The organism is Kitasatospora sp. NPDC093806, from assembly GCF_040683335.1.
Taxonomy (GTDB): Bacteria; Actinomycetota; Actinomycetes; order Streptomycetales; family Streptomycetaceae; genus Kitasatospora.
Genome location: NZ_JBFBDO010000239.1, coordinates 1 through 2,728, shown reverse-complemented (window position 1 = coordinate 2,728; position 2,728 = coordinate 1). Strand labels below are relative to the sequence as shown.

The 2,728-nt window shown below is 72.2% G+C and carries 2 protein-coding genes; both read right to left on the bottom strand.

The window, feature by feature from the left end:
- Nucleotides 1-142: 142 nt before the first annotated feature.
- Nucleotides 143-1,336 (bottom strand): glycine C-acetyltransferase, encoded by a 1,194-nt coding sequence (locus AB0N76_RS39615; protein ID WP_363565712.1) that lies wholly within the window; start codon nt 1,334-1,336, stop codon nt 143-145.
- 31 nt (nt 1,337-1,367) lie between these two features.
- A complete protein-coding gene (gene tdh, locus AB0N76_RS39610) occupies nt 1,368-2,396 on the bottom strand; it encodes an L-threonine 3-dehydrogenase (RefSeq protein WP_363565711.1) in 1,029 nt (342 codons plus the stop codon).
- Between the last annotated feature and the right edge of the window lie 332 nt (nt 2,397-2,728).

The following is a 2,728-nucleotide window of genomic DNA, read 5'->3' as shown; positions in this document are numbered from 1 at the left end:
GCGGAGCCGGGCCGGTCCGGCTCCGCCGCGCGGCGGCTTGGGGGCTGCCCGGTGGGAGCCCGTGGCGCGTCCGGTTCCGAGCGGACGCGCCACGGGCGATCAGGGGGGACCGGCCCGGACGGGGTGCGGTCCCGAGTGGGGGCTACTCGCCCAGGGCGGCGCGGGCGTCGATGAAGGCCGCGACGGCGCGCTCGACGTCCTCGGTGGAGTGGGCGGCCGAGAGCTGCACCCGGATCCGGGCCTGGCCGTGCGGCACGACCGGGTAGGAGAACCCGATCACGTACACGCCGCGCTCCAGCAGCAGCTCGGCGAGCCGGCCGGCCTTGGCCGCGTCGCCGATCATCACCGGGGCGATCGGGTGGTCGCCGGGCAGGATCTCGAAGCCGGCCTCGGTCATCTTCGACCGGAACAGCGCGGTGTTGGCGGCGAGCCGCTCGCGCAGCTCGTTCGACTCCTCGACCAGGTCCAGCACCTTGAGCGAGGCGGCGGCGATCACCGGCGCCAGCGAGTTCGAGAACAGGTACGGCCGCGACCGCTGGCGCAGCAGCGCGACGATCTCCCGACGGGCGGCGACGTAGCCGCCGGAGGCGCCGCCGAGCGCCTTGCCCAGGGTGCCGGTGATGATGTCGACCCGGTCCATGACGCCGTGCAGCTCGGGGGTACCGCGCCCGCCCGCGCCGACGAAGCCGACGGCGTGCGAGTCGTCGACCATGACCATCGCGTCGTAGCGGTCGGCGAGGTCGCAGATCTCGCGCAGCGGGGCGACGTAGCCGTCCATCGAGAAGACGCCGTCGGTGACGATCAGGCGGCGGCGGGCGTCCTGGCTCTCCTTGAGCTGCTTCTCCAGGTCGGCCAGGTCGCGGTTGGCGTAGCGGTGCCGGCGGGCCTTGCAGAGGCGGATGCCGTCGATGATGCTCGCGTGGTTGAGGGCGTCGGAGATGACCGCGTCGCGCTCGTCCAGCAGGGTCTCGAAGACGCCGCCGTTGGCGTCGAAGCAGGAGGAGTAGAGGATCGTGTCCTCCTGGCCGAGGAACGTGGAGAGGCGGTCCTCCAGCTCCTTGTGCACGTCCTGGGTGCCGCAGATGAAGCGGACCGAGGCCATGCCGTAGCCCCAGCGGTCGAGCGCGTCCTTGGCGGCGGCGAGCACGTCGGGGTGGTCGGCGAGGCCCAGGTAGTTGTTGGCGCAGAAGTTGAGCACCTCGCCGGGGGCACCGCCGGCGGTGACGGTGACGGCGGCGCTCTGCGGGGTGCCGATCACCCGCTCCGGCTTGAACAGCCCGGCCTCGCGGATCTCGTCGAGGGTGGTGGCGACGTCGTCGCGCACGTTGTCGAACACAGCTGACTCCTAATCGGATCGGCGAGGGGGCTCAGGCGGTCCAGTCGAGGATGATCTTGCCGCAGCGGCCGCCGGCGGCTTCGTCGAAGGCGGCCTCGAAGTCGGCGGCGGCGTACCGGCCGGTGATCACGGGGCTGAGGTCGAGGCCGCCCTCCAGCAGGACGGACATCGCGTACCAGGTCTCGAACATCTCGCGGCCGTAGATGCCCTTGATGGTGAGCATCGAGGTGACCACGGAGGCCCAGTCGATCGGGAAGTCCTCGGCGGGCAGGCCGAGCATGGCGATCTTGCCCCCGTGCGTCATGTTGGCGATCATCGACTGCATCGCCTCGGGGCGGCCGGACATCTCCAGACCGACGTCGAAGCCCTCGCGCAGGCCGAGCTTCTGCTGGCCCTCCTCGATGGTGTGCTCCGCGACGTTGAGCGCCAGCGAGACGCCGACCTGGCGGGCCAGGTCCAGGCGGTACGGCGAGACGTCGGTGATCATCACGTTGCGGGCGCCGGCGTGCTTGGCGACGGCGGCGGCCATGATGCCGATCGGGCCGGCGCCGGTGACCAGCACATCCTCGCCGACCAGCGGGAAGGAGAGCGCGGTGTGCACGGCGTTGCCGAACGGGTCGAAGATCGCGGCGACGTCGAGGTCGACCGGGACGCGGTGCACCCAGACGTTGGAGGCGGGCAGCGCGACGTACTCGGCGAAGGCGCCGTCGCGGTTGACGCCGAGGCCGATCGTGTTGCGGCAGAGGTGGCGGCGGCCGGCCAGGCAGTTGCGGCACTTGCCGCAGACCAGGTGGCCCTCGCCGCTGACCAGGTCGCCGACCGCGATGTCCGCCACCCCGGCGCCGATCTCGGCGACCTCGCCGACGAACTCGTGCCCGAGGACCAGCGGGGTCTTGATGGCCTGCTGGGCCCAGCCGTCCCACTTGCGGATGTGCAGGTCGGTACCGCAGATGCCGGTGCGCAGCACCTTGATGAGCACCTCGCCGGGGCCGATCACCGGGGTGGGGACGTCCATCATCCAGAGACCGGGCTCGGCCTGGTGCTTGACGAGTGCCTTCACGGCGGTGGCTCCTGACGCACGGTGGGGGCGGCCTGGTGTGGGCAGGCCGACGGGGCCCGGCCGGTGACGGCCCCCGGGGAGGGCCGGAGGGTCCGTGCGGGGCCGGGGACCTGGTGGTCCTGGCGTCCGCATTCCGGGCAGGCAGAAATCTGCCTGGTGAGAGGGGGTGCGGTCCATCGAGGAATTCTTAAGGGCCGCCACAGCTGGGCTAAACGATCGTGCCCGAGCTGGGGTCGGGGGCGGTCGCGGCGTGCCGGGCGGCACTCGGACGGCGGAGCGGCACCCCGTGGGCCACGGCGGCGGCACTGCACAGCGCGGCGCTCCTGGAACAG